Origin of the sequence: Sutcliffiella sp. NPDC057660, assembly GCF_042800035.1 — a bacterium.
Lineage (GTDB): Bacteria > Bacillota > Bacilli > Bacillales > Bacillaceae_I > Sutcliffiella_A.
This window is the reverse complement of the sequence record NZ_JBHVHV010000010.1, coordinates 118,162-143,699: the sequence shown is the minus strand read 5'-3', so window position 1 is coordinate 143,699 and position 25,538 is coordinate 118,162. Positions and strand designations below refer to the sequence as shown.

The following is a 25,538-nucleotide window of genomic DNA, read 5'->3' as shown; positions in this document are numbered from 1 at the left end:
ACGGATGAATACAAAGATTGAAGTGAATAATCTAAACAAGTCATTCGGTTCCTTGCATGTACTGAAGGATATATCGATGACAGTAAATAATAAAGAAGTGGTGTGCCTTATCGGGGCTAGTGGTTCGGGTAAAAGTACCCTTCTTCGATGCATGAACTTCCTTGAATTGAAGGACAGCGGAAGCGTTGTGATTGACGGGAAAGAAGTGGATGTCAAAAAGGACAACCTGAACAAGGTCCGTCAAAAAGTGGGAATGGTGTTTCAACATTTCCATCTGTTTCCACATAAAACAGTTCTGGAAAATGTCATGGAGGCACCGATTCAAGTGGAAGGGCTGAAAAAAGCGGAAGCGAAAAAGATTGCATCCGATCTTTTGGCTAAAGTTGGCCTTTCCGAAAAAGAGAACGTGTATCCGAGCAAGCTCTCTGGTGGGCAGAAGCAGCGTGTTGCAATTGCAAGGGCGCTTGCCATGAGACCGGAAGTGATGCTCTTCGATGAACCTACATCTGCACTTGATCCAGAGCTTGTAGGAGAAGTGTTAAAGACCATGAAAGAGCTTGCCGAAGAAGGAATGACGATGGTCGTAGTAACGCATGAAATGGGATTCGCGCAGGAAGTGGCCGATAGAGTGGTCTACATGCATGACGGAAAAATTGTCGAGGAAGGTTCCCCGGATCAGCTTTTCAATAATCCAGAGAATCAGCGGACAAAGGAATTTTTGGACGCGGTACTATAAATCTATAAATCATCACAGAAAAGACCTACAACAATGTTTTGGAAAATTGTCGTAGGTCTTTTTTTGAGGCTCTTTTCATAAAGATTGTTGTTTTTAAGTTTAGGGCTGGGCTAAAGATAAGGTGTCAACTTTAAACTCCCTGTTGGTCTCCGTTCCAGGCGTTCGCTTTCCGCGGGCGGTCTCGGGAGCCTCCTCGGCGCTTTGCGCCTGCGGGGTCTCCCTTGACACGCTGCTCCCGCAGGAGTCTCACTCCTTGCACTCCAACCAACAGGGGTAATAATAGTATAAAATTTATCTTCCTAAAGTTTGAAAAATTGAACTTTATCTCATTTTTTCATTTCAGTAGAGCAAATAATGTTAAAAAACTGAGTTGATTGTAGCGGAGGACACTTGACTCCTGCGGGAGAGTAGAGGGCATGGGAGACCCCACAGGCGAAGCCGAGGAGGCTCCCATCCGTCCCCGCGGAAAGCAAGTGTCCGGAGCGGAAGTCAACGGGCTACATTTGATGCTTACACTTTATCTATATAGCAACAATGAATGCGAAAACAGCCTTTTCTGACTACTTCTTTTTGAATATGAGATAGGCGCCGATAAGGATGAGCACCGCTGGCCAGAAAGTATGTAAGGCGGAAAATCCGTTTTCCACGATTCCGAGCATCTCCATGAGGGTATTGGAAAATAGAAAGAAGCTTGCGATTACAGTCAGCACGACACCTTCAAACAGTCCATTTTTTGTTTTTTGGGAGCGGAGAATAAAACCGATCCCCACGATGAGAATAATAACAGCAAAGTGATCAGGCCAAAATGCCATTTGACCTTTCAGATGAAAATGCAGGCCGACACCCAGGAGCACAAAGCCTGGTAGAATGTTAGCGGGATCGTTCTGCTTGTAAGCTTGTAATAATAATGCAAACCCTGTAATAACGAGAATGGTCGGCCATGTAAAGGTTCCCTGCCATAGTTCGATGTTCATCTGTTCCAATAGGAAATATGCTCCGAATAAGAGCAGGAGCAATCCCGGCAAAAAGCTGTTCTTCTTCATGTTTTCCTCCTTGAAATCAAGCCTGAAACCTTGATTATGCGTAGAATTTCTGTTAATGTACAAGTTGGTGAATAAAAGAATTGTAATGTTTGTAATATATAAGAGAAATGTATTTATTCAGAACGGGTATATTACTTAAAAATGGCAACCATTTGTTCACATTTTAACAGATGTTTCGCCAAACAGTCATGTTATAATTTTTATAGATCATAATTTTCCTGGGGGTGTACGGACAAGTGCATATTATAGTAGTCGGCGTTAATTATAAGACGGCCCCTGTTGAAATCCGTGAAAAATTAACTTTTAATTCAAGCGATCTTGATAAAGCGATGATAGCATTAAAGGATCGCAAATCCATTTTGGAAAATATCATCGTTTCTACCTGTAATCGTACGGAAGTATATGCAGTAGTCGATCAGTTGCATACTGGACGTTATTATATCAAATCTTTCCTTGCTGAATGGTTCGGTTTGGACAAGGAAGAGTTTTCTCCATACTTGAACATCTATGAAAATGATGGGGCAATCGAGCATTTGTACCGGGTTTCCTGTGGATTGGATTCCATGGTACTTGGGGAAACCCAGATTCTTGGACAAATCCGTACAAGCTTCCTCTCCGCTCAAGAGAATCATACAGTGGGGACCCTTTTCAACCAGCTTTTCAAACAGGCTATCACACTTGCAAAGAGGGCGCATTCCGAAACGGAGATCGGTTCGAATGCAGTTTCCGTCAGTTATGCAGCGGTGGAGCTTGCAAAAAAAATCTTTGGTGATCTAACAGATAAGCATGTATTAATTTTAGGCGCAGGTAAAATGGGAGAACTCGCCGTCCAGAATCTTCACAGCAACGGGGTAAAGAAGGTTACGGTCATCAACCGTACATTGGAAAAAGCGGAAAGCTTGGCAAATCGATTTGAAGGAAAAGCGAAATCGATTAAAGAGCTATCCTGTTCGTTGGTAGAAGCGGATATCCTTATCTCTTCTACCGGAGCTAAAGACTTTGTCATTACAAAAGAGGACATGATCTATGTCGAGAGGATCCGCAAAGGTCGTCCATTGTTCATGGTGGACATCGCAGTTCCACGCGACCTCGATCCTGAACTCGATCAACTGGAAAGTGTATTCCTCTACGATATTGATGATCTTCAAGGAATTGTCCAAGCCAATCTTTCCGAGCGCAAAAAAGCGGCAGAAGAGATTGAACTGTTCATTGAAGAGGAAATTGTCGAGTTCAAGCATTGGTTGAATACGTTAGGAGTGGTCCCCGTCATTTCGGCTTTACGCCAGAAGGCTTTGGACATCCAGTCAGAAACGATGCAAAGCATCCAAAGAAAGCTTCCTCATCTGAGTGAGCGTGAAATCAAGGTGCTGAACAAACACACGAAAAGCATCATCAACCAGATGCTCCGTGATCCGATCCTTCGTGCAAAAGAGCTCTCTGCTGAGCCTGATGCACAAGATTCTCTAGAATTGTTTACTAAAATCTTTAATATTGAAGAAGCGGTACAACAAGAGGTCCAAACACAGTACTATGCTGTGAAAAAGGAGAAAAGCACGAGTGCTCCCGTGGGCATTCCGCTTCCTCATGCAGCGACGTTCCAGTCGTAAGAGAGGCCTGAAAATATGCTAGAGATGACAATTGCAAGGCTATATGAGTTTACCATCATTCTTTATGCCTTGAGTGTACTGCTATATTTCATTGATTATCTTCATAATAACCGGAAGGCCAACAAAACGGCCTTCTGGTTACTTGCAATTGTTTGGGTGCTACAAACAATTTTTTTATTTCTGCGCATGATTGATACGGGAAGGTTTCCGATTCTCACCATCTATGAGGGAATGTACTTCTACACCTGGGTACTCATTACTTTCTCCCTTATTATCAACCGGATACTACGGGTAGACTTTATCGTATTCTTTACCAATGTAATAGGGTTCCTTGTCATGGCACTACATACCTTCACCCCCATTCAGCACGAATCACAGGTGGTGGCACAGGCTCTTGTTTCGGAGCTTTTGATCATTCATATCACGATGGCCATTCTTTCTTATGGTGCATTCTCGCTATCCTTTGTCTTTTCGCTTCTCTACATCCTGCAGTACAATCTGTTAAAGCGGAAAAAGTGGGGAAAACGGCTCCTGCGAATACAGGACCTGTCCAAGCTTGACCATATGAGTTATGTACTGAATGTCATCGGTGTTCCAATGCTGCTTCTCTCCTTGATCTTAGGCAGCATCTGGGCCTCCGTGAAGCTTTCAGAGTTTGTGTGGTACGATGCAAAGGTGCTTGGTTCCTTCCTGGTCATTACCGGATACAGCTATTATTTTTATCAGCGTTTGGCCAAGGGGATAACAGGCAAGGCTATTGCTAACTGGAATATAGCCGCTTTTTTAGTGATACTGATCAATTTTTTCCTGTTAAGCAGACTATCAAATTTCCATTTTTGGATTCTATAGAGAACCCGATATAGGGTAAGGAGGATATATGAGAAAAATCATTGTAGGTTCTAGAAGAAGCAAGCTTGCGTTAACACAAACGAATTGGGTGATTGATCAGCTGAAAAGCCTTGGTGCCCCGTTTGATTTTGAAGTGAAGGAAATTGTGACAAAAGGGGATCAGATCCTTGATGTCACCTTATCCAAAGTAGGAGGCAAAGGCCTTTTTGTAAAAGAGATTGAACAGGCGATGCTCGATTGTGAGATCGATATGGCTGTCCACAGCATGAAGGATATGCCGGCAGTTCTTCCAGAGGGGCTGACAATCGGTTGTATTCCTTTCCGCGAGGATCATCGGGACGCGTTCATCTCCAAAGACCATGTTAAATTCGAAGATCTACCTAGCGGTTCGATTGTAGGCACGAGCAGTCTTCGCCGTGGAGCGCAACTATTGGCAAAGCGCCCAGACCTTGAAATCAAATGGATCCGTGGAAACATTGATACTCGTTTGGCGAAGCTTCAGAATGAGGATTATGATGCGATTATCTTAGCGGCGGCTGGACTTGCCCGTATGGGATGGTCAAAGGATGTAGTAACAGAATTCCTTGATGAAGACCTTTGCTTGCCGGCAGTCGGCCAAGGTGCCTTATCCATCGAGTGCCGCGAAAATGATCATGAACTACTGGAAACGTTAAAGCTCTTCACCGATTCCGTGACAGAAAAAGCTGTCGTGGCAGAGCGTGCATTTCTTCATAAAATGGAAGGCGGATGCCAGGTGCCGATCGCAGGCTTTGCATCTGTAAGCCAAGAAGACATGGTTACTCTTACTGTACTGGTTGGAGCTCCCGATGGTTCTGTCCTTTACAAAGAAAGAATTACAGGTACAGACCCGATCCAAGTCGGTCTTGAAGCAGCACAAAGCTTAACAGATCAGGGTGGAAAAATGCTGATTGACCAGGTGAAGAAGGAGCTTGATCAATAATGGACCGTACTTTGCCTTTAGCCGATAAACGCATTCTTATTACAAGAAGCAAGGAGCAGGCATCGTACTTTTCCAAGCAAGTGCAGAAACTCGGAGGGACCCCATTGGAAGTCCCTCTTATTCAATTTTCACTGCCGGACAATAAAGAGGAGGTTTCAGCCGAGCTTGAAGACGCGGCAGCTCATTATGATTGGCTTGTGTTTACAAGTGTGAATGGCGTGAATCACTTTTTTGACTTACATACTGAACCGTTAACGAATAAAATAGCTGCTGTCGGGTCGAAAACGAAGGAAGCATTAGCGGAGCGAGGATATGAGACAAAACTTGTTCCATCATCCTACTCGGCTGAGAATCTGATAGAAGAGATTTCACATAGGCTGGATCCGGAACGGGATACCCTAGCATTAATCCAAGGAAACCTCGCCCGGCCTGTATTGCGTGAAGAACTGCTCCGTTTAGGGTACAATGTTAAACAGATAACCGTGTATGAAAATAAGCCGATATCCCTTACAAAAGAGGATAGAGAGGCTGTTGTGCAGCAGGACCTTGATCTTATTACTTTTACAAGCCCTTCAACGGTTCACAACTTTAAAAAGGCATTTGGTTTGCTTGACGTTCCAGTGGCGGTGATTGGACCAATAACGGAACAAGCAGCGGTACAAGCTGGCTTCACTGTGGCGGTAAATCCGGAAGTATACACCATCGATGGATTAATGAAAGAGATCATCACTTATTTTCAAAAGGAGGATACGTAAATGAAAGACTTACAATTTGCTCGTCATCGTCGTTTAAGAAGCTCGGATAATATGAGAGCGCTGGTAAGAGAAACGCACCTAAATAAAGAGGACTTGATTTATCCCATTTTCATCGTGGAAGGGGAAAACATCAAAAAAGAAGTACCATCCATGCCTGGCGTCTATCATCTTTCCTTGGACCTGCTGAATGCAGAGATGGCGGAAGTTACGGATTTGGGAATCAAATCCGTGATTGTGTTTGGCGTTCCTAATGAAAAGGACGAAGTGGGAACACAGGCCTATCATGACCATGGAATAGTGCAAAAGGCGATTGCGCAGATCAAGGAAAGCTTTTCAGAACTAGTTGTCATCGCGGATACATGCTTGTGCCAATTCACAAGTCACGGTCACTGTGGGATTGTGGAGGAAGGCCAAGTGCTGAACGATCCTACGTTGGATCTGTTGGCCCGTACGGCTGTCAGCCAAGCAAGAGCAGGAGCCGACATCATCGCGCCATCCAACATGATGGACGGATTTGTTGCGGCTATCCGACATGGCCTCGATGAAAACGGCTTTGAACATATCCCTGTCATGTCCTATGCGGTTAAATTTTCTTCTGCTTTCTACGGACCATTCCGTGATGCGGCTCACAGCTCCCCTCAATTCGGAGACCGCAAAACCTATCAGATGGATCCTGCCAACCGTCAAGAGGCACTGCGTGAAGCGGAATCCGATATCATGGAAGGTGCAGACTTCCTGATTGTGAAGCCTGCTCTATCCTATTTGGATATCATCCGTGATGTGAAAAACAATTTTAATGTGCCTGTTGTGGCCTACAACGTAAGTGGAGAATACTCGATGATCAAGGCAGCGGCCCAAAACGGCTGGATCAATGAAAAAGAGATCGTGATGGAAATGCTCGTAAGCATGAAGCGAGCTGGCGTGGATCTGATCATCACCTACTTCTCCAAAGATGTTGCACGTTGGTTGAACGAAAACTAAAGGATAGAGGAAAGCGGTTCTGCCTGTGAGAACCGCTTCCGAATAAAAATGAATAATCCATTCGATAGAAAGAAAGGATGACGAAAAATGAGAAGCTATGAAAAGTCAAAGCAAGCGTTCCAAGAAGCAGTAAAATTAATGCCAGGTGGGGTAAACAGTCCGGTACGTGCATTCAAATCCGTTAATATGGACCCGATCTTCATGGAGCGCGGCAAAGGCTCCAAAATTTATGATGTGGATGGAAACGAATACATAGACTACGTCCTTTCCTGGGGTCCGCTTATCCACGGACATTCCAACGACAGAGTAGTGGAAGCTATCAAAAAAGTAACCGAGTCCGGTACAAGCTTCGGTGCGCCGACCCTGATTGAAAATGAGCTGGCAAAGCTTGTCATCGAGCGTGTGCCATCCATTGAAGTGGTTCGTATGGTAAGCTCAGGTACTGAAGCGACGATGAGTGCCCTGCGGTTAGCTCGCGGCTTTACTGGCCGGAATAAAATCGTGAAATTCGAAGGCTGCTATCATGGGCATGGCGATTCCTTGTTGATTAAAGCGGGATCTGGAGTTGCTACACTTGGATTGCCGGACAGCCCTGGTGTTCCGGAGGGTGTTGCCATGAATACCATCACGGTTCCTTACAATGACCTCGAAAGCATCAAATATGCATTCGAGCAGTTCGGTGAAGATATCGCTGCCATCATCGTAGAGCCTGTTGCAGGTAATATGGGTGTGGTACCTCCACAGCCAGGATTTTTGGAAGGACTGCGTGAAGTAACCGAGAAAAATGGTTCCTTGCTGATCTTTGATGAAGTGATGACCGGATTCCGTGTCGACTATCATTGTGCACAAGGATATTATGGCGTAACGCCTGATTTGACCTGTCTTGGTAAAGTAATCGGTGGTGGTCTTCCGGTTGGTGCGTACGGCGGGAAAGCCGAAATCATGGCCCGAGTGGCTCCAAGCGGCCCTATCTATCAGGCAGGTACCCTTTCCGGAAACCCGCTTGCCATGACTGCAGGCTATGAAACCTTGGCACAGCTGACACCGGAAACGTATAAAGAGTTTGCCAAAAAGGCGGACAAACTGGAAGAGGGCATCCTTGCACTCTCCAAGCAATACGATGTTCCATTGACAGTCAACCGCGCTGGTTCGATGATCGGCTTCTTCTTCACAAACGAAGAAGTAACCAACTATGAAAAAGCGAAAACATCCAACCTGGACTACTTTGCGGCATTCTACCGCGAGATGGCGGACAACGGCGTATTCCTGCCGCCATCCCAATTCGAGGGTCTATTCCTATCCACCGCACATAGTGATGCGGATATCGAAAAAACACTCGAAGCAATTGAAAAGTCGTTCGCGGCTATAAAGAAATAAAGTAATGTACGAAACCCGTCTCCGTGGTAGGAGGCGGGTTTTTTTGACCAAAAACTTATCATATTCCGTCATTTCCTCACATACACCTTTATTGATATAGTAAATTTTTTCAGGTGTGAAAGGAGGAACCCCTTTGTCTTCAGAACAACAATCGTGCTTGCGGTTTTCAGTAGAAGAGTCTGTATGGTTTCAAAAGGGACAGGAAGTAGCGGAGCTCATCTCCATCGCGTTGGATCCAGATATTCAAATCCATGAACAGGACCAATATGTTTCCATCAGGGGAGCTTTATTATTATCAGGAGAGTATCATGCTTTTATGAATGAGGAGGAAGAGGAGGATTATCGTCCTTTTACTCAGGCAAGAGTGGTGCAGGAGGTGGAGGAGCGGGAGGATGGGATATTCGCGTTGAAGCATCGTTTTCCGGTGGATATCACCATCCCGAAAAACCGGATTCAAAGCCTTGATGAGATTTATGTGTCGATTGAATCATTTGACTACAGTGTGCCTGCTCGCGGCTGCCTGCAGCTGGATGCGGAGCTTTCCATTTCCGGGATCTATGGGCATCAGCAAAGTGCACCAGTAGTGGAGGAGTTTGAGCAAGAGGAGGAAGACGGGGAGAATGCTTTTGAAGTGGAGGAACAGTCGGAGCTAGAACCGATGTACCGAAGTGCTCGTTCTGAATTGGATGCGGAAAACGAAGACTTCCACTATGATGCAGAAGAAGATGATGAAGAGGAAGAAATACTCAATCAGGATGAAGTCAATGCAAATACGCAATACAGCTACAATGATTCAGGGGAATATGAGCCGTTTGAAGTGGAGGCAAGAAAGAGTGCTGTAATTGATGAATTGGACTTTCATGCAGACAACTCCTATTATCAGGACGATGAGGTCTATACGGAAGATCCATTTTCGCCGATTTATGCACTTCAGTCTTCTAAACAAGAAGTGGAAGAGGAAGAGGAGGATCCCCAGAATCTTGCATCCTTCTTCGAAAAAAGAAAGCAAAAAGAGAAAGTTGTGGAACAGACTTATCACGAGGAAGAGACAGAAGCGCGTGATGAAAACTCCTTGTCCTTGACGAAGATTTTTGCAGAAGAGGACGGAGAAGAGTTTACGAGGTTGAAAATATGCATCGTGCAACAAGGGGAGTCCATTGACCATATTGCGGAAAGATATGACGTGACCATCCAGCAGCTTATCCGCATCAATCGTCTGTCCACGGAGGACAATGTAAATGAAGGCCAGTTATTATACATCCCTGCGAAAGCAAAAGCAAAATCCTAGTCGGTTAACATAAAACTTTTCAAAGTGGTGAGGGAGGGGGGACCTTTCTCACTTCTTTTGTAGTGCAAGTTCAAAAAGGAGGATAAAAAGAGCAAAGAAGTTCGAGGATGCGAAGGCTCGAGCACCGCAGCGTATGATTTGTAATGTTGCGGAGCGGAGAGGCAAGCAGACGAAGAAATTCTATAGCTTTTTACCGGACTTTTTGAACATCCTCTTTTAGAGATTACTAACCTCAAAAGGAAAGAGAGTAATGTCATGATGACTCAAGTTTATAATCTCGATGAACTGTTAAATCAATACGGGGTTACGGCAGAATATGTGGAAAAACATGGCGAGGTATGGAGGGTTGCCACCAAGAACGGCACATTTGCCCTGAAGAAAATCAGAAAAGAGCATGCCTACCCACTGTTCATGAATATACATTCATTGTACCGGCGAGGAATAAAGACAATTGTTCCGATCTATCAGACGAAGCAGGGCTATTACTTTGTAGAAAATTACTCGGATGCCTACTATTTGATGCCATGGATCGAGGATCAGGAGGAAAGGGAACTGGACTTCAAGGATAGTCTCATGTTCAAAGAGCTAGCCAAACTGCATAGCATGACGGTGAAGGAAAAGGAATATGAGGAAGAGCAGATAACCACCTTCTATGACCGACTATCAGGGGAATGGACGAAAGAGCAGGAAGAGCTGGAGAAGTTTGTGGATGAATGCGAGAAAAAGACGTATATGTCGCCCTTTGAACTGATGGCATGTACGTATGCTCATGAGATCTCCCTGGCCCAAAAGTTTTCCCTGCAAAAGCTGGAAGGCTGGCAGGAGGAAATCAAAGAAACGAAAAAGCATCGCGTGTCCATGAATCATGGCAGGGTTTCCTTTCATCATTTTGTAAAAGATACGGAAGGAAGAGGCTATTTTATCAGCTGGGAACGGGCGAAACAGGGTCCTCCTGCCAATGATCTCATCTCCTTTTATCAGCGGTATCTGCGCACCTACCCGTTATATTGCGATGACTGCATCGACTGGTTCTATGAATATCAGAAAGGCTTCAGTCTGCAGGGGCATGAAAAGAACTTGACCTTAAGCTATCTTTCTCACCCAAAAACGTTCATGCAAACGATCCAACATTTCCAGCAGCCGAGCACCCGGCAAAGAAAACAAGTATCAGAAAGGGAGCTTGTCAAAAGGCTGCAAGGCAGCTATTGGATGGCGAAGAATATTGAGTATGTAGCAGGCAGGATCAATCAGATCGAAGAGCAGAAAAAAAATCAAGAGGCCCACACCGGATAAAAGGTGGGGCCTTCTTTTACTTAGGCTCTTTTCACAAAGTTTGATGCTTGTGTCCGTAAAAAATCGGCTTTTGGATTTTTTACAGCATTTCTCACTTTAAAATTCATAGAGAAAATAAATCTATTACACGGGAAAAGAGCACGAATGCAAGTAATATTACGTGTTTAAGTTAGATATGTAGAAGGAACAATGTATGCGAAAAAAGCCTTTATTTGTCGATTGCTTTTTTCAAAAGGGAATCCGTCAGGGCAGAGAGATTGGTAGTTGTAGCATTAATCTCTTTGAATGCCGTCACGATGCTATCAAGATCCTCTTTATTTTTATTGAAGCGATCCACATAGTTGTCCATTTCCATCTTGACTGTAATAAGTCCGCCCTTAACTTGCTGGATGTTCTGCTGGGACTGCCCGGTAACTTTGTGCATGGAGTCCATGAGGGTGGTTACATTCGAGATCTGCTGGTCACTCTTATCAATGAGCACCTTGATTTTGCTGCTCAGGTCCTTGGAGCTTTCCGCAAGCTTTCGAACCTCGCTTGCCACTACGGCAAATCCTCTTCCTTCGTCGCCTGCACGAGCCGCTTCGATCGATGCATTCAAAGCAAGGAGATTGGTCTGATCAGCGATATTGTCTATTCCCTGAGTCATGGTGATGATCTCTTCAGACACGTTTTTCAAGATATGCATTTCCTCTAGGGATTGGGTGACCTCACGCATGACCTCACCGAAATTATTAACCATTCTTTCCATCTGTTTTTCGTTTTCATGGGTAAGGTTCAGCAGGTTCTTGCTGCTTTTTTGGGTCAGATCCGTTTCCTTAAGAACGGTTTCTGCCTTTAAAGTGACCGTCTGGATCGTCTCCTCGGTGTCGCTGACCGTAATTGCCACTTCTTCACTCATTTTTGTCAGCTCAGTTTGAAGTGTACGATTGGCCTTATTCGCCTCCTCGAGCAGGTCGATCCTGACATGGATATATTCCTCTACGACAAGCTGGGAATCAAGGTTCGTAATATGTGTAAGAGCAGTTATAATCGTCACCAGTTTTTCAGGAGAGTCCTGGAACCACTCGACGACCTTTGGAAGCAGAAGGGTCTGGATCGCTGAGTAGGTTGCCAAGAACCAGGTCACTGGAAGGTGGACACCGTTATGGGTTTGTCCGATTCTCTTTCTCATTTTGAAAAATTCCTCATCAAGCTCTCCACTTAATAAGCTTTGAAAATAGTGACGGAATACAGTTTCCAATCTTTCTTTACTAGAGTTGTTGGATGCAACACGTCTCAATGGCGGCTGTTTATATAAATGCTCGAGCACTTGGCGAAGTACGTCATCAAGAATGGAAAAGACCGCAGGCTTCGCATCCTTTAGTGCTTGAAGATGTTCTTTTGTAAAGCCCATATAATAAAGGCGGCTGGAAAGTTCCTCATCGTAAAGGCGAACTACTGACTGACTGGAGGGAAATTGCATGTTTGCCGAATAGGGTGGCGTTTTCTGTTTTTGCAAAAATGATAGCATGGTATTCTCCTTCGAATAGAAAAATGGTAAAAAATTCTTATATTTATGTATAATTATGGCGGTTCTTAGGGAAATATGCTACAAATAATATGCTGGATTCAGAAAAAAGAGACGATTGGCAACAAGGTCCAACGTCTCGCTTGGTTTTTTAGATCCATTCCAGGTGAAAACATATGGCTATGACAATGCAGATCGCCAGAATTAACACATCAAAAGTTGTTGGGAGAAAAATGGTCCGTATACCCTGAAAAATGCAGATGGGAATAATGAATTGCGCACAGACAGCTCGAACCTGTCTTAACCATGGCGGCAGGGAATAGGGGTTATACTTTCGCATGGATGTACCTCCTCTAAGATGAAGCTGACCAATACTCACTATATAAACACCTTATGATTTACATTGAAAAATAGTGCCCAATTTCGCACAATTATTTTCTTTTATGAATATCTTAATAAAAAGTTGGAGAAGCTTATTGACTATTAGATGCTTTATTTTGTAACATAGAAGGACAATAAAATTAAATGAAATACAGTGACAGGGAAGAGTACAGCACTCGACTCCTTTAGAGAGAGAAACCATCTGCTGAAAGGTTTCTTAGGAAGGTCAGTCTGGAAGGTCGCCCTCGAGTAGTTTCAATGAAATAACAGTAGTTGAAACCGGTGCAGAGCCGTTAGCAAGCTTTGAGTGTACAGGGGATAGTCTATCTATTTCTTGTAAAAAAAGGTGGTACCGCGAAACTTAACTCCTTTCGTCCTTTTATTTGGATGAAGGGAGTTTTTTATTTTTTTAGATTTGTTAAATAAACAAAAGTGTTGTTTTTTTGAATACTAGCTGTTGATTGGAGCAATAGGCGAAGACTCCTGCGGGAGATAGCGGTAGGCTTGAGACCCCGCAAGGCGAAGCATGAGGAGGCTCAAGCACCGCCCCGCGGAAAGCGCAGCCTAGTGCGGAAGTCAACAGCGGCGTTTACCAGGCTTTATTTTTCTATAAATGATGAGGAGGAACAAGGATGGAAATGAAAGAAGTTAATCTTCCGACTAAATACGATCCGCAAACAATTGAAAAAAACCGTTATCAATATTGGCTGGATGGCCGTTTCTTTGAAGCGACCAATGACCAGGAGAAAACACCTTATACGGTAGTTATCCCACCGCCAAACGTTACAGGCAGACTGCACCTTGGGCATGCATGGGACACGACACTTCAGGATATCGTGACACGCATGAAGCGTATGCAGGGCTTTGACGTACTGTGGCTGCCTGGTATGGACCATGCCGGTATCGCAACACAGGCTAAGGTCGAGGAAAAGCTTCGCAGCCAAGGCATCTCCCGTTATGACCTGGGCCGTGAGAAGTTCGTGGAAGAAACATGGAAATGGAAAGAAGAATATGCCGACCACATCCGCCAGCAATGGTCCAAACTGGGTCTTGGACTTGACTATAGCCGCGAGCGCTTCACACTTGATGAAGGCTTATCAAAAGCGGTTCGAGAAGTATTCGTAACCCTTTACAAAAAAGGCCTGATCTACCGCGGCGAATATATCATCAACTGGGATCCTGCGACGAAGACGGCATTATCCGATATCGAGGTTATTCACCAGGACGTTCAGGGTGCCTTCTATCATATGAAATATCCTCTGACAGATGGCTCCGGACATATTGAAATCGCGACAACCCGTCCTGAAACGATGCTTGGTGATACTGCAGTAGCGGTTCACCCGGAAGACGAGCGCTACAAGCACCTGATTGGCAAAAACGTAACATTGCCGATTACTGGCCGTGAGATTCCGATCGTGGCTGACGACTATGTAGACATGGAATTCGGTAGTGGTGCGGTGAAGATCACTCCTGCACATGATCCGAACGATTTTGAGATCGGGAACCGCCATAACCTGGAGCGCATCCTAGTAATGAATGAAGATGGCAGCATGAATGACAAGGCTGGAAAATACTCACGTATGGACCGCTTCGAGTGCCGTAAGCAGCTTGTAAAAGACCTGCAGGAGGAAGGCGTTCTTTTCAAAATTGAAGAGCATATGCACTCCGTTGGACATAGTGAAAGAAGTGGAGCGGTTGTCGAGCCATACCTTTCCACTCAATGGTTCGTTAAAATGCAGCCGCTTGCCGACAAAGCGATCGACCTTCAAAATCAGGAGGACAAAGTAAACTTTGTACCGAACCGTTTTGAGAACACTTACCTGCGCTGGATGGAAAATATCCGTGACTGGTGCATTTCCCGTCAACTATGGTGGGGTCACCGGATTCCTGCCTGGTACCATAAAGAGACCGGCGAGGTTCATGTAGACCACGAGCCACCGGCAGACATCGAAAATTGGGAACAGGATACAGATGTATTGGATACATGGTTCAGTTCCGCACTATGGCCGTTCTCCACAATGGGCTGGCCGGAAACGGAATCACCGGACTATCAGCGCTTCTACCCGACAGATGTATTGGTGACAGGCTATGACATCATCTTCTTCTGGGTATCCCGAATGATCTTCCAAGGACTGGAGTTTACCGGCGAACGTCCATTTAAGGATGTACTGATCCATGGACTTGTTCGTGATGAGCAGGGACGCAAGATGAGTAAATCCCTTGGCAATGGTGTCGATCCGATGGATGTTATCGAAAAGTACGGAGCGGATTCCCTTCGTTATTTCCTTTCTACAGGAAGCTCGCCAGGTCAGGATCTTCGCTTCAGCTTCGAGAAAGTGGAGTCCACCTGGAACTTTGCAAATAAAATCTGGAACGCTTCCCGCTTTGCCCTCATGAACATGGGAGATATGAAGTTTGAGGATATCGACCTGAGTGGTGAAAAATCAGTAGCGGACAAATGGATCCTTACCCGCTTGAACGAAACGATTGAAACCGTAACAAAGCTTGCAGATAAATATGAATTCGGTGAAGTGGGCCGTGCCCTTTATAACTTCATCTGGGATGACTTCTGTGACTGGTATATCGAAATGGCGAAGCTTCCGCTTTATGGAGAAGACGAAGCGGCGAAGAAGACAACTCGTTCCATCCTTGCATACGTTCTGGATAACACGATGCGACTATTGCACCCATTCATGCCATTCATCACAGAGGAGATCTGGCAACAGCTTCCTCATGAAGGTGAATCCATCACGGTTGCAAAATGGCCGGAAGTTCGCAGTAACTTGACTGATAAAGAAGCGGCAGCAGATATGCGCCTGCTTGTTGATATCATCCGCAGCGTACGTAATGTCCGTGCCGAAGTGAACACGCCGATGAGCAAGCAGGTCAAATTGCTTGTTAAAGCGAAAACAGAAGAGATCGCAGGGAAGCTTGAGCACAACCGTTCCTACTTGGAGCGCTTCTGTAACCCTAGTGAACTGACGATCGGTACGAACGTTTCCTTGGATGAAAAAGCGATGACAGCAGTTGTAACGGGAGCAGAGCTGATTCTTCCATTACAGGGCCTCATCAACATCGATGAAGAAATCGCCCGTCTTCAAAAAGAGCTTGGGAAGCTTGATAAAGAAGTGGAACGTGTACAGAAGAAGCTTTCCAACCAAGGCTTTATCGCGAAGGCTCCAGAGAGCGTGATCGAAGAGGAGAAAGCGAAAGAAAAGGATTATGTGGAAAAACGAGAGGCTGTTCAGGCTCGCATTGATGAACTGAAGGGCTAAGAATGTAAAAGTGAAGGCGAATCCGTATCGGGTTCGTCTTTCCTTTAGAAATAAACCGCCAGAAAGGAACTGAAAAATGATCCATACATATGAAGAAGCTTTAGATTGGGTCCATTCGCGATTGCGTTTTGGAATCAAGCCCGGCATAAAAAGAATGGAATGGATGATGGAAAAGCTCGGTCATCCCGAACGGAAATTTAAGACGATACATGTTGCAGGTACAAATGGCAAAGGCTCCACTGTAACCTATATTCGTCATATTCTTCAAGAGGCAGGCTATAAGGTGGGTACTTTCACCTCTCCATATATCGAACAATTCAATGAAAGAATCAGTGTGGATGGAATTCCATTTTCAAATGAGGACCTGGTGAAGCTTGTAAATCTGATCAAGCCTCTGGCAGATGAACTGGAAAACCATGAGCTTGGAAGCCCCACCGAATTCGAAGTGATTACAGCCATGAGCTTCTACTATTTCAGGCATATGGCAGAAGTGGACATCGCCGTGTATGAAACAGGTCTTGGCGGTAGATTCGATTCTACAAATATCATCACCCCGCTCGTATCCGTCATCACCAACATCGGTCATGACCATCAGGCGATCCTAGGGGACAGCATATCCGAAATTGCTTTTGAAAAAGCAGGGATCATCAAACATGGCGTTCCGGTAATTACCGCGGTGTCCCAAGAGGAAGCAAGAGGAGTTATTGTTGAAGTTGCAAAAGAGAAAAAGGCTCGTCTCTATCAGCTATCGCAAGAGCTGAAAATCAGCAAATACGAAGCAACAGTACAAGGTGAAAGCTTTTCTCTTTACACACCGTTTGGAGACTTGGAGAAGCTCAAGATTTCCATGAAAGGTCGCCATCAGGTGGATAATGCTTCACTTGCAGTCATGGCATGTGAGTATGTGAAAAACTATTATTCCTTCTTTATTGAAGAGGAGCACATCCGCCAGGGGTTGGAAAAGGCGTTCTGGGCTGGAAGAATGGAAGAGATCTCGCATAACCCACTTGTGGTGCTGGATGGAGCACATAATAAAGAAGGAATAGAAAAGCTCGCTGAAACGGTAAAGGGTCGATACAAGGATAAACATGTTCATATCCTGTTCACGGCATTATCCGACAAACCATTGGATGAAATGATCAGCCTATTGGATGAAGTCGCCGATACCATCACTTTTACTTCCTTTGATTTCCCTCGGGCAGCGGGTGCAGAGTTTCTCAGTGGAAAAAGTAAGCACCCTAGAAAAAGAGCGGTTGAATCATGGAATGGTGCTTTGCAATCCATCCTTTCAGGGCTTGGTAAGGACGATTTACTGCTCATAACAGGGTCCTTGTATTTTATTTCAGAAGTAAGGACTAATTTCACAGAAAACGGGTAATGAAATTAAGGGAGAATTATCCTATTTTTGTTGTGACAAAGTTTAGAAAATTTGATAAAATTACATTATTGCATTATTTTTTGAAAAATCAGGTAGGAAGGGAGGGGTAAGTATGGCACCCCATGTAGTAAGTGGGACGATGAAAGCAGCGATTTGGACATGCTTCTTTTTGTTTTTTCCTTTGATTCTTTGGATAGGATATAAACTTTCTCCTATAGTTATAGAGGAAATGCCCTTACTTCATCTCGTAGGGTTTGCAATTCTGCTGATCATACTTGCCCTCATCCCGATAGTGGTAGGTGAGGTCCCGCTGTTTCTGACTCAGGGAGTGTCTCTGGCAATCCTGCTATCCTTTGGCCTTTTTGCGGAAATGGTCCTAACGCTCATATCCGTCATAGCGCTGATGTTAAAAATACGGGTGAGCAAGGATAACCTTCTTAGAATACCAATAAATCTATTAATGTTTTCTACGATCTCTCTTATTTGCGGAGCTGTCTATTACGCACTTGGCGGAGGACATGGGGACACAAGACTTCTGCAGCCAGGTGTAATCGTACCGATCCTTTCCCATGAATTGATGTATTTCACACTGAACTCCATTGCCTTGTATATGATACAAGTATCAATCTATAAAAGGAAAAGCAGTTTTATAACTCCTGACACCAAGTGGGAAGCGGTAACCAGTATAATTGTGTTGCCCGTTGGACTGATTCTCTATGTGCTTTATGAGCAGTTAGGTATCGTTGCCATATTCTACGTAGGTCTGCCATTTGTCGTATTGACGATGATCCTCCAGCTCTACCATTCCAGCCAGAAGGTGAACAAGTACCTCCAACAGGCAGCAGGGGTCGGCCATCAGTTGACAGAACGCCTTGATACGCAAGGGGTGCTGGATGTATTCCTGGACAAGGTCTCAACCTTGTTTCCTGTGGACTATGCTGCCATTGTTGATGTAAACGGGGAAAACACCTTGAAAATCCTCCGTGTAATCGACAACCAGAATTTTGTGGCAGTCAATACCGAAATGAATATAGATAACGAGGAACTTTTGTCCTATATATTAAAACGGGGAAAAAGCCAATGCTATATTACGAGAAAGGAATGGAAGCATTTTTCAAACACGCATCTGCATCCTTCCCTTCAAAGTGTCATGTGCGTCCCGGTATCTCGAAATCAAAAGATTGAGGGAATCGTCGTACTGGCCAGCACCACTAAAAGGTCGTATGATAAATCCCAGCTGATGATTGCGGATATCCTGGCCTCGTACTTCGGGGTAGCAATGGAAAAGGCCCGCCATTATCAAGAGACAAAGCGAAAAAGTGAACGTTGTGCCCTGACGAAACTTTATAATTATCGCTATTTTGAAAGTGTACTGGAAAAAGAGTATGCCAGCTTGGACAAAGGGGATCTTTCATCATTATCCCTGATTCTTCTGGATTTGGATCACTTCAAGAAAATAAATGATTTATACGGCCACCAAAGCGGTAATGAAATACTGAAGCAAGTGGCAGATCGACTTGTAGGGATCGTAGGGGAAGCTGGCACTGTTGCAAGATACGGGGGAGAGGAATTCGTCATCCTGCTTCCAGATATGGACAGAGGAAAATGCTTTGAGCTTGCAGAAAGAATCAGAGTCAACCTTGCCAACAGATCCTTCGCGTTGAAGCAGCACATCCGGGATTCCCATACCGTCCAGCTTGTCAAAGTTACTGCAAGTATCGGCTTTGCGACAGCACCTGATGATGCAGAGGATACACTGGATCTTATCCGCCATGCAGACCGTGCGATGTATGTCGGTGCGAAGCAGGCTGGGAGGAATAAGGTGGCGGAGTATAGGAAGACGTCTTGAAAAGAAGGAGCTATTCCGTAATGGAAGAGTTCCTTCTTTTGTGTCGTAATAACATAAATTAAGCTGAAAAAAATGTAGAAAGTAGAAAAAATTACAAATAATATTGTAGTTTTTAAGACATGTTCTGATATAATTGTAGCTATATAGGAAAATGTAACTAGAAGGGTAGGTTAAGATGAGAAAGATAAGCAAATTTCTAATAGGAATAATGGTCATACATATTATGCTTACTGGTTTAGCCCCATCATCGGCCCTCGCAAACAGTCCAACCAACCAAGATCAACTCTCATTATCAATAAATAAAGTGGAACCGGCACGAAAAGAATTGGTTCTTCAGCAAGAAGGAAATAATAATGTAGCCAGAACTTCCCTGAATTTTGAAGTGATGCGGAATGGAATGCTTACCGAAAATCCAAGGAAGCCTTTGGATGTGGTTTTTGTTTTTGATAGATCCGGTTCCATGAAAGAGAAAATTGATTCTAGCACAACAAGACTCGATCGTGCTGTTCAATCGATGAAAACTGCTGCTGCTGTTTTTGAGACAGCAAACATAAATAGAAATCAAAAGGACAGATATGGCCTGGTATTGTTCAATGATGAAGTGGAAAGTAAATTTGTAAATGGCAGTGAATTGACAACTGATTTTTCAAAACTATTAACATCAATAAATAATATACAAGCAGTTGATGGAACTAACTATAATGATGCTTTGATTAAGGCTGAGGAAATTCTAAAGAAAAATAAAGATGCCAGCAGAGACCAGTTAATTATTTTCCTTACAGACGGTGAGCCGACTATATTAAAAACATATGATATGCCGGAAGGGAAATATGCCGAAGCGGAAGTAGAACGGTACAGATGTGGTTTCTTTAATTTATTTTGGTGTACTCGAGTCGATTATGGCAAGGATTATCCTTATGAAAATCTAAAAAACCATAAAGAGGATACTATTACTAATTTTTCTGTATATACCGATAACTCCTCTGGAATCTCGAAACAAACATTTAAATTTAATAATAAAACATTAGGTTTTAAAGATCATGCAAAGGTATATATTGAGAATCATACAGAAAAAACAGCAGCTAAAATAAAGCAAAGTCAAATTTTAATTTATCCGGTGGGCTTTGGAGAAGCTAACAAATCATACTTGGATAAATTAGCAAGTGTAAATCCAAGCGGCCTACCAATGACCAAAGTAGCCACAGGTGATAATCTGAATCATATTTTTGAAGAGTTGATCAAAGATATTGATACACCTAAATTGGAAAAAGTGCAATTAGAAGTAAAATTACCATCAGGTGTTAACGCTGTGAATGCAGAGGGTATTAGAGTGGAATCAGGCAAAGCAATTGTTACACCGCCACTGGGTTCAGTGAAATATGAAGTCGGACAGGCACCTGGTCTTGTTCAATTTCCAAATCTTCCAGTGTCGTTCACCAAGGAAGGTGTTTATGATTTTGAAGTTCTATTAAAATACCAGAATATCTTTGGGGTAGAAAAGACTGTGCCGTATCCTAAAAAAGTTTCTGTAACAGTACAGAAGCATATTGCTCCAACCTTCGTACTGAAACTAGGATATGAAACTGATGCCATCGTCAGCAACAATAGCATTAAACTGCAAAAGTCCAATATTATGGAAGAAACTCATGATAAGATGAATCTCACATATACTTTAAATCCAGTGGCAAGTCTGCCAATTGGAAATAAGGGAACTTTAAAAGATATTGTTTTAAAGCAGGTAATACCAGCGGGTCTTAAAGCTTCGTTAACAGGAAATATGACAGAAACTGTATTGGAGGATGGAAGCAGCATTGTAACCATCCCGATTCAAAAAATTGACTATGAATCTAAGAATACAGGCATGTCATTTTCCAAAAATGAAGTAAAGCTATCACTTGAAATTAAGGGTGAGTACGGTTTAAGAGGCCAACCGATACCAAGTCCAACTGTTGAATTTATGGACAGTGGAATGCAAAATGAGAATAGAAATGCCACGGTCACGACAAGATTTTCAGAATTGGTAGATTTCACGGTTAAACTTACGGATATTGATATGAAAGCACATGAAGAATACAGGGGAAATAATATTGGAACTATTGGAAAGTATATTAAAAGCTCTGATCAGTTGATTGCAATCACTTCACTTAAAGGGCCGGATAATAATCAGATTCAATTACCAATAAAAGCGATGGAGTTCGGAGAAAGCAAGAATAGTATTATTATCACCTATAAAGATAATGTCACCAGCACAATATGGTTAAAGCCTAGTATCGCTGTCAAATTAAAAGATAGTAACGAAATTCTACCAAAGGAACCTAACGGAAACTATGAACTGAAGCAACAGGCGTTTGTAGTCTTTGATTCTATTGTTCAGGGTGAGGGGAGCGTATATGAAGTACAATCCAAACGTCCTGGGCAATCACGATATTCTGATTGGACGACCATAAATCCAGTTCCATATCAGTATGAAGTCAAAGAGACAGGTGTTACAAAGCTGAATGTGAAAGCTAGTGGAGGTTTTGTAAGAGGTGCCTACGAAGAAGAAATTACGATTAATTACAGCGAGTTTGATTTATCCTATGAAAAAGAGATGTATGTCGGCACAACCCAGCTCATTAAAGTCCTTGGATTTTTGACAGGACTTGTCATGGAATGGAGCTCGTCGGATGCAAGTGTAGCTTCAGTGGATAAGAATACCGGTGAAGTGACTGCAAAAAAGGCTGGAGATGTAACCATTACCTCCAGCATCAAGGGATTGCCTATTAAAAGGGAAGCTAAAATTAATGTAATTAATTTACCTGCGTATTCCCTTGTTTTCCAAAAGCCGTTTTACAAAACGAAAGTAGGACAGCCCCTCAATCTTCAAGGGCAAGTGCATTTTACCCCTGACCATCTGAACGGGAAAAAGAAAGTGGAGGTTATCTGGGAGTCCAGTGATCCTAATATTTACACTATTGACCAAGATGGGAAAGGGGAAGGAGTAGCAAACGGGATTGTGGTAGTGACTGTGACCTCCATAGAAGACCCTGAAATAACAGCTTCCACCATAGTAAAGGTTGGAGATGGAGACAGCGATAATACAAACAATTTCAGATGGTAATATACAAAGGGTGTCCCATTAAAGGGGCACCCTTTGTATATATTAATTAATTTCAGCATCATCGACGATCACTCTAAGCCTGTCTGCCACGGGTAATCTGGAAACTTGGCTTACCAGTACGTTAGGATCATGAACAACCTGGAATCGAGTTTTTTTATTGTTTTGGTCTACTGATATACTTGGTTCAAGATTGAAGGTGGATGGACGGATATTACCGCGTATCGCATTAATTTCGAGATTCTTCTTAGCGAAAACGCCGCCATTTATGTGAAATCTTGATCCAACCCCATATAAAACTGCGCTATCATCTGTATAGAAGAACGCTTTTAGTGGTGGTACACTTTCATTCGTCATGTCATAAATGTTCTGATTTTCCAATTCAAAAGAGAAGGGAGTAAACTCATTAATTCTTGTAATGGTAAGTGTTCCTTTGGAGAATAGTACAAGTTGTTTATCATCCTCGATTCCTAGAATGTTGGTGTTGGAAATCATGCTTTCACCATACGAATAAATCGTGGCATCAAATTTCACAGTATCATTTTCGGAAGCTCCAATAGACTCCTCATTACCCTCAATAATAATATCTCCATGAACGACCACGGTTCCTTTAATATTGATGGGCGTGTTATTCGAATTTATGATAAGATCCCCTAAGACTGTCATGTCCTCATTAATCTCAATGCTGTTATTTGCTCCGGTAGTTAACGATAGATCACCAGCAATCACCATTTTACGGTTTAATTTCAAAGGCTTTAAGCTGCTGTTTATTTCTAAGTTTTCATGAAAAATAAATTTTGGAGATTGGTTAATAACACTGTCATCCAGCAACAAATTATCATCCAATAAATTCAATTGCTCTTTATCAGGCTGTTGGGTAAGTGTTTCTACGACTTTTTTCATGACTTTCGTTGATGAGTCCTGCCGATTATCTGTTGTCAGATCGTCTTCAACAATAAGTGGGTTTGCATATTCTGTTCCAAGCAGAAGTTCATTGATTTTATCCAAATAAGTCTGATCAAAGTTCACTTCTGAAAAATCCACTTCACGGGAGAATACATCAGGTTTGCGATCTAAGTAGAAAAAGCTCGGCAATACTTGGTCCTGCTCCAAGGTTGCCGAATTAATCTCAATAGGCCCTCCAGTAGATATATCCCATAAAGTTAATGTATGAAGGACATTAACGTTACCATCCACAGCAAGAAATGGTGTTTTGGAGGTGGAGTTTCCGGATGCATCAATGAAATCGGCTTGATTTTTGACGAAAAAATCATTCGCGATAATATCCCCATCTACATTCGGGGAACCATTGATATGCAGCTGGCCATCGTTTTTGCCTTTTCCAAATGATCCCAAGGAGTAATCAAGGAAGCTTGGTGCAGGGGAAATGATAATTCGCTTACTGATTACTTTTCTAGAAGTATCATCTCCGGAAGTGATAGAAAAACGGTAGATTCTTGTAAATAAATCATTGTAATCGGTAATATAGTTCTTTGTTATATCTTCTCCATGGAAATCCGTTAGTTTATTTAGTTCCCCAAGTAGAGTGTCAAGCTCTCCTTGATAGGACCCATTCTTCAGCGCAGCGGTATCAAGCTCTATGGTTGTGACTTTTTCTTTAAACTGTGTTGTAACATAATCCAACTGCTCCTTGCCGGAATAAACATTCTCATAGCGATCCAGTTGGATTTGAGTTCTCAAAGCTCCTCCCAACGCAACTGTAAGAATGGAGATGCCTAATATCATAAAGATGGATACTGTGATCAAAACAACTAATAGACTTGCTCCCTTTTCATTCATATAAGCACCTCATCTAAATTAAAAACCGAATTCACTTTTGAACTCTATCGGTTCAACGTAAAGCCTATTATCTTCTTGACTGTATATTTCGTGAGCAATTCTGAATTGGACGGTTATCACTCCACCATTACATAAATCCTTGCTTCTGGATGTACAAGACAACGTGAATATCGGGCTTTCTACACCATTTCTTTCAATCGGAATAAGTAGAAAATTTTCCTCGTTTATCTTCATATCCTTTTTTTCAGCTATAGGCTTTTTGACAGAGAGATAAAGATTCATACCCTGATTAGATGGCGCATCCATAATTTTAATAACGGAATGGCGTTTCACATCTACATTGTTTGAGCTGTAGGTGACGAAATCTTTGTCATTGACGGTTAACTCATTCAATACGGCGATTGAAAGTTCGTTGCTGCTTTCGTTGAAGAATACATCTGATGGTTCATGTGAGTAGAACTCATTAAGAACAGTAGCTACAATAAAATCCGCCTCTTCTTTCAGTTGACTTTCGATTGCAATTTTTTTATAGAGGTTTACGCCGGTTATAAATACTCCATAAATGGAACTAAGAGCAATTCCACTGATGACGATAGCAGCCAATAGTTCATAGAGAGTGAGACCTTTCTCGTTTTCTTTCAATCTATCGAATAGTTTCATGTGATAAAACTCCTTGAATGACAATGTCTTCCCGGTCTTCGTTCCAATTGAGTATCACAAATACTCTTAGAAGGTTCTCTTTTGTATAATCACTTGGTTCAGATAGGGTGTTTGTATCATAATTAAGAAAGTAGTTCCTGACACTTTCAGGGACATGAGCGAGTGTTGGGTCATTTTTGGAAAATAACTCCTGCAATTCCAATATGTCTTCATGTTTATTATATTTTGTTACAAAAATACTGACTTTCCTGTCATCTTCGTAGGTTATATTGTTAATGAGCGGTATAAGAATGGATAAGCAACGTGAAGAATCATCAAATAAGGGTACATTATCAATACTGGACAAATCTGAGGAGGATGGACTTTTTGTCAATATGGTGACTTTGTCTGTGCAATGATCAGAACCAATCTCCACTAGGTACGGACTATTTGGATTTGTTGTTGATTCGTGCATCAAATAACCTTCCATTTTGGAAAAATCCTGTTTTTCCACATAGTTCATGACGTTTCTGGCAACCTGTGTAGCCACTGTTTTTGATTCATTTTCTTTCACATAGCTAAAACTATTTTGAAAAAAACTCATCATCCCGATCACTACGACAGAAAGTATGGTCATGGATATTAATACTTCCAATAATGTGAATCCGCTATCTTCTTTAAAAAGTTTTTTCATCTATGATTCTCCTATTTCAAATTACCTA

The 25,538-nt window shown here is 42.9% G+C and carries 20 protein-coding genes and 1 other annotated feature; of the genes, 14 read left to right on the top strand and 6 right to left on the bottom strand.

Annotated features, from left to right (window positions below; genetic code table 11):
* The first annotated feature begins 4 nt into the window (after positions 1-4).
* Together ACFVAD_RS13255 and ACFVAD_RS13250 are read left to right on the top strand one after the other, a co-directional pair.
* Positions 5-736 (top strand): amino acid ABC transporter ATP-binding protein, encoded by a 732-nt coding sequence (locus ACFVAD_RS13255; protein WP_386640666.1) that lies wholly within the window; start codon positions 5-7, stop codon positions 734-736.
* Positions 737-1,152: 416 nt separating this feature from the next.
* Positions 1,153-1,296: a hypothetical protein gene (locus ACFVAD_RS13250; RefSeq protein WP_386640663.1), complete on the top strand. Its 144-nt coding sequence runs from the start codon at positions 1,153-1,155 to the stop codon at positions 1,294-1,296.
* Here ACFVAD_RS13250 and ACFVAD_RS13245 read toward each other — a convergent pair whose 3' ends face one another.
* A complete protein-coding gene (locus tag ACFVAD_RS13245) occupies positions 1,297-1,779 on the bottom strand; it encodes a LiaF transmembrane domain-containing protein (protein ID WP_386640660.1) in 483 nt (160 codons plus the stop codon).
* 236 nt (positions 1,780-2,015) lie between these two features.
* Between ACFVAD_RS13245 and hemA the strand changes: the two genes are divergently transcribed.
* The 8 genes from hemA (at position 2,016) to ysxE (ending at position 10,890) form a co-directional block, all read left to right on the top strand.
* The gene (gene hemA / locus ACFVAD_RS13240) at positions 2,016-3,386 is read left to right on the top strand and encodes a glutamyl-tRNA reductase (protein ID WP_386640657.1); all 1,371 of its coding nucleotides are present in this window, start codon (positions 2,016-2,018) and stop codon (positions 3,384-3,386) included.
* A gap of 15 nt (positions 3,387-3,401) precedes the next feature.
* Positions 3,402-4,235, top strand: a complete 834-nt coding sequence (locus tag ACFVAD_RS13235) for a cytochrome C assembly family protein (RefSeq protein ID WP_386640655.1) — start codon at positions 3,402-3,404, stop codon at positions 4,233-4,235.
* A gap of 28 nt (positions 4,236-4,263) precedes the next feature.
* On the top strand, positions 4,264-5,196 hold the full coding sequence (gene hemC / locus ACFVAD_RS13230; protein ID WP_386640652.1) for a hydroxymethylbilane synthase: 933 nt from the start codon (positions 4,264-4,266) through the stop codon (positions 5,194-5,196).
* Positions 5,196-5,951 carry a uroporphyrinogen-III synthase gene (locus tag ACFVAD_RS13225; RefSeq protein ID WP_386640648.1) on the top strand — a complete coding sequence of 252 codons (756 nt, stop codon included), beginning with the start codon at positions 5,196-5,198 and terminating at the stop codon, positions 5,949-5,951. The genes hemC and ACFVAD_RS13225 overlap by 1 nt, the downstream gene beginning before the upstream one ends.
* Entirely contained in the window at positions 5,952-6,932 is a 981-nt protein-coding gene (gene hemB / locus ACFVAD_RS13220) for a porphobilinogen synthase (RefSeq protein ID WP_386640645.1), read from the top strand.
* Positions 6,933-7,019: 87 nt separating this feature from the next.
* Positions 7,020-8,309: a glutamate-1-semialdehyde 2,1-aminomutase gene (hemL, locus tag ACFVAD_RS13215; protein ID WP_386640642.1), complete on the top strand. Its 1,290-nt coding sequence runs from the start codon at positions 7,020-7,022 to the stop codon at positions 8,307-8,309.
* A 133-nt stretch (positions 8,310-8,442) separates the two neighbouring features.
* A complete protein-coding gene (gene spoVID, locus ACFVAD_RS13210; RefSeq protein ID WP_386640639.1) occupies positions 8,443-9,597 on the top strand; it encodes a stage VI sporulation protein D in 1,155 nt (384 codons plus the stop codon).
* Between the two features lie 255 nt (positions 9,598-9,852).
* Positions 9,853-10,890, top strand: coding sequence for a spore coat protein YsxE (ysxE, locus tag ACFVAD_RS13205; protein WP_386640636.1), 1,038 nt, complete (start codon positions 9,853-9,855; stop codon positions 10,888-10,890).
* Positions 10,891-11,098: 208 nt separating this feature from the next.
* Here ysxE and ACFVAD_RS13200 read toward each other — a convergent pair whose 3' ends face one another.
* Together ACFVAD_RS13200 and ACFVAD_RS13195 are read right to left on the bottom strand one after the other, a co-directional pair.
* Positions 11,099-12,400 (bottom strand): protoglobin domain-containing protein, encoded by a 1,302-nt coding sequence (locus ACFVAD_RS13200; RefSeq protein ID WP_386640633.1) that lies wholly within the window; start codon positions 12,398-12,400, stop codon positions 11,099-11,101.
* 148 nt (positions 12,401-12,548) lie between these two features.
* On the bottom strand, positions 12,549-12,737 hold the full coding sequence (locus tag ACFVAD_RS13195; protein WP_386640630.1) for a hypothetical protein: 189 nt from the start codon (positions 12,735-12,737) through the stop codon (positions 12,549-12,551).
* Between the two features lie 186 nt (positions 12,738-12,923).
* Positions 12,924-13,160 (top strand) — a binding site (T-box leader).
* 250 nt (positions 13,161-13,410) lie between these two features.
* Here ACFVAD_RS13195 and ACFVAD_RS13190 point away from each other — a divergent pair.
* The 4 genes from ACFVAD_RS13190 (at position 13,411) to ACFVAD_RS13175 (ending at position 22,380) form a co-directional block, all read left to right on the top strand.
* Positions 13,411-16,053 carry a valine--tRNA ligase gene (locus tag ACFVAD_RS13190; RefSeq protein WP_386640627.1) on the top strand — a complete coding sequence of 881 codons (2,643 nt, stop codon included), beginning with the start codon at positions 13,411-13,413 and terminating at the stop codon, positions 16,051-16,053.
* A gap of 76 nt (positions 16,054-16,129) precedes the next feature.
* On the top strand, positions 16,130-17,431 hold the full coding sequence (locus ACFVAD_RS13185) for a bifunctional folylpolyglutamate synthase/dihydrofolate synthase (protein ID WP_386640624.1): 1,302 nt from the start codon (positions 16,130-16,132) through the stop codon (positions 17,429-17,431).
* Positions 17,432-17,543: 112 nt separating this feature from the next.
* Positions 17,544-19,280: a sensor domain-containing diguanylate cyclase gene (locus ACFVAD_RS13180; RefSeq protein ID WP_386640621.1), complete on the top strand. Its 1,737-nt coding sequence runs from the start codon at positions 17,544-17,546 to the stop codon at positions 19,278-19,280.
* Between the two features lie 175 nt (positions 19,281-19,455).
* Positions 19,456-22,380 carry a VWA domain-containing protein gene (locus tag ACFVAD_RS13175; protein ID WP_386640618.1) on the top strand — a complete coding sequence of 975 codons (2,925 nt, stop codon included), beginning with the start codon at positions 19,456-19,458 and terminating at the stop codon, positions 22,378-22,380.
* A 42-nt stretch (positions 22,381-22,422) separates the two neighbouring features.
* Here the strand turns inward: ACFVAD_RS13175 and ACFVAD_RS13170 are convergent, their stop codons facing one another.
* Genes ACFVAD_RS13170 through ACFVAD_RS13160 form a run of 3 tightly spaced genes read right to left on the bottom strand, consistent with a single transcriptional unit; the run spans position 22,423 to position 25,510 of the window.
* Positions 22,423-24,177, bottom strand: coding sequence for a hypothetical protein (locus ACFVAD_RS13170; RefSeq protein ID WP_386640615.1), 1,755 nt, complete (start codon positions 24,175-24,177; stop codon positions 22,423-22,425).
* A gap of 18 nt (positions 24,178-24,195) precedes the next feature.
* Positions 24,196-24,837, bottom strand: coding sequence for a PilW family protein (locus ACFVAD_RS13165; RefSeq protein WP_386640612.1), 642 nt, complete (start codon positions 24,835-24,837; stop codon positions 24,196-24,198).
* On the bottom strand, positions 24,821-25,510 hold the full coding sequence (locus tag ACFVAD_RS13160; RefSeq protein WP_386640609.1) for a type IV pilus modification PilV family protein: 690 nt from the start codon (positions 25,508-25,510) through the stop codon (positions 24,821-24,823). The genes ACFVAD_RS13165 and ACFVAD_RS13160 overlap by 17 nt, the downstream gene beginning before the upstream one ends.
* Between the last annotated feature and the right edge of the window lie 28 nt (positions 25,511-25,538).